Consider the following 2,039-nt stretch of genomic DNA (forward strand, 5'->3'; position numbering starts at 1 on the left):
GACGCCGCGACCATCGCGGCGGCCGCATCCGCGGCGACCGAAGGAACATCGCCAAGCGACAACGCGCTCGGCAGCGCCTGGTATCGCCGCGAGATCGTCGGCGTGCATCTGCGGCGACTGCTGTCGGGACAGGAATAGAGCCATGTCCAAGATACCCCTCCAATTTCGTCACAACGGCCGCGACGTCGCGATCTTCGTCGATGGCGGCACCAATCTCCTGGTGGCGCTGCGCGAGCTGATCGGCGACATGACGCCGAAATTCGGCTGCGGCCAGGGCGGTTGCGGCACATGCAGTGTGCTTGTTGACGGCGAACTCCATCTTTCCTGCCTGACATTGGCGGAGACGGTCGCCGGCCGCTCGGTCGAGACGCTCGACGGCATGAAGCAGGGCCCGAACCTGCACCCGCTGCAACGCGCCTTTGCCGACAATTTTGCCGCCCAGTGCGGCTATTGCACGCCGGGAATGCTGATGGCGGCAAAGGCGCTGCTCGACCGCAACCCCTCGCCGAGCCGCGACGAAGTCGTCGAAGCCATCTCCGGCAACATCTGCCGCTGCACCGGCTACGAGCCGATCATCAATGCCATCCTCGCCGCCGCCGGCGGCCGGGTCAGCGCCTGAGGCCAACCATGCTGGAACTGCGCAAGGACATCTTCGCCGACGAGCGCGATGACAACCTCAAGGAAATCGGCAAAGGCACGCAACGTCAGGACATGCTGGGCCATGTCACGGGCACGTCGAGCTACTTCAATGATCATAAGCTGCAAGGCATGCTGCACCTGAAGGTCGTTCGCTCGACGCATGCGCATGCAAGGATCCGCCGCATCGATACCACGGAGGCCGAACGCTCGGCCGGCGTGCGGCGGATCATCCGTGGCGCTGATGTCCCGGTCAATCTCAACACGCTTCTCAGCCTGATCAACTTCGGCAAGGATGACGAGCCCTCGCTGGCGGTCGACAAGGTCCGCTACAAGGGCGAGCCGATCCTCGCCATTGTCGCCGACAGCGAGCACGAGGCGTTCGAGGCGATCGCCAAGGTCCGGATCGATTACGAGCCCTTGCCGACCGTGTTCGACGTCGAGGATGCACTGAAGCCCGGCGCGCCCGTGGTCAACGAGACCTATCCGAAGAACGCGTTCATCTATCACGACGTGTACGATCACCAGCGCCTGCGCTTTGGCGACGCCGACGCGGCGCTCGCCAGCGCCGATCACGTGCTCGAGCAGCGCTACCAGATGTCGCCGATCGAGCACGCGCCGACCGAGACCAACGGCGCCATTGCCGCGCCCGACACCAACGGCCGCTACGTCGTCTACACCTCGACCCAGGCGCTGTTCTTCTCCGTCGATACCTGCGCCAAGATCCTGGACGTGCCGTCCAACACCTTCCACTTCATCGGCGGCACTGTCGGCGGCGGTTTTGGCGGCAAGGTGGACACATTGACCGAGCCGCTCGCCATCCTCGGCGCCATGCTGACCGGGCGTCCCGTCCGCTACGTGTTCGGGCGCGAGGAGGAGATGCAATATGGCCCGCCACGCGGCGCCGAGCGCATCTACATCAAGGACGGGGTGATGCGCGACGGCCGCGTCGTTGCGCGCAAGATCCGCGCCTATTTCGACAGCGGCGCCTATACGCGGCTGTCGAGCTATGCCGCGGTCAAGTGCGCCGCGCATCTGCCGGGGCCCTACACCATCCCGAACGTCTATGGCGACGTCTATTGCGTCTTCACCAACCGCACGCCCGCGACGGCCATGCGCGGCTTCGGCGTCACGGCGATGGACTTTGCGATCGAATGCCAAATGGACAAGCTCGCGAACCTCGTCGGCATGGACCCCATGGAGTTCCGCATCCTCAACGCCTATCGCGACGGCGACATGAAGGCGCACCGGCGCGAGGCCAAGAACACCGCCCTGATCGAATGCGTTCAGGTCGCCGCCGAAAAGGCCAAATGGCCAATCCGCGACGAGTTCAGGCGCGCGTCCTCGCGCAAGGACGGCGGCGGCAGCCGCGCCGTGATCCCACCGACACCGACGGACACGCG

General features: G+C 65.3%; 2 protein-coding genes and 1 pseudogene. All 3 read left to right on the forward strand.

Annotated features, from left to right (window positions below; translation table 11 throughout):
- A pseudogene (locus MOV74_RS36930) lies at positions 1-138 on the forward strand (xanthine dehydrogenase family protein subunit M); the annotation flags it as partial.
- 4 nt (positions 139-142) lie between these two features.
- On the forward strand, positions 143-619 hold the full coding sequence (locus MOV74_RS36935; protein ID WP_246932306.1) for a (2Fe-2S)-binding protein: 477 nt from the start codon (positions 143-145) through the stop codon (positions 617-619).
- An 8-nt stretch (positions 620-627) separates the two neighbouring features.
- A partial coding sequence (locus MOV74_RS36940) for a xanthine dehydrogenase family protein molybdopterin-binding subunit (RefSeq protein ID WP_246932307.1) occupies positions 628-2,039 on the forward strand: 1,412 nt, incomplete at its 3' end.

Source organism: Bradyrhizobium sp. SHOUNA76, assembly GCF_023006445.1.
Taxonomy (GTDB): domain Bacteria; phylum Pseudomonadota; class Alphaproteobacteria; order Rhizobiales; family Xanthobacteraceae; genus Bradyrhizobium.

Excerpts from the sequence above, each read along its gene's own strand:
- MOV74_RS36935 (WP_246932306.1), top strand. The coding sequence starts at position 143 with ATGTCCAAGATACCCCTCCAATTTCGTCACAACGGCCGCGACGTCGCG.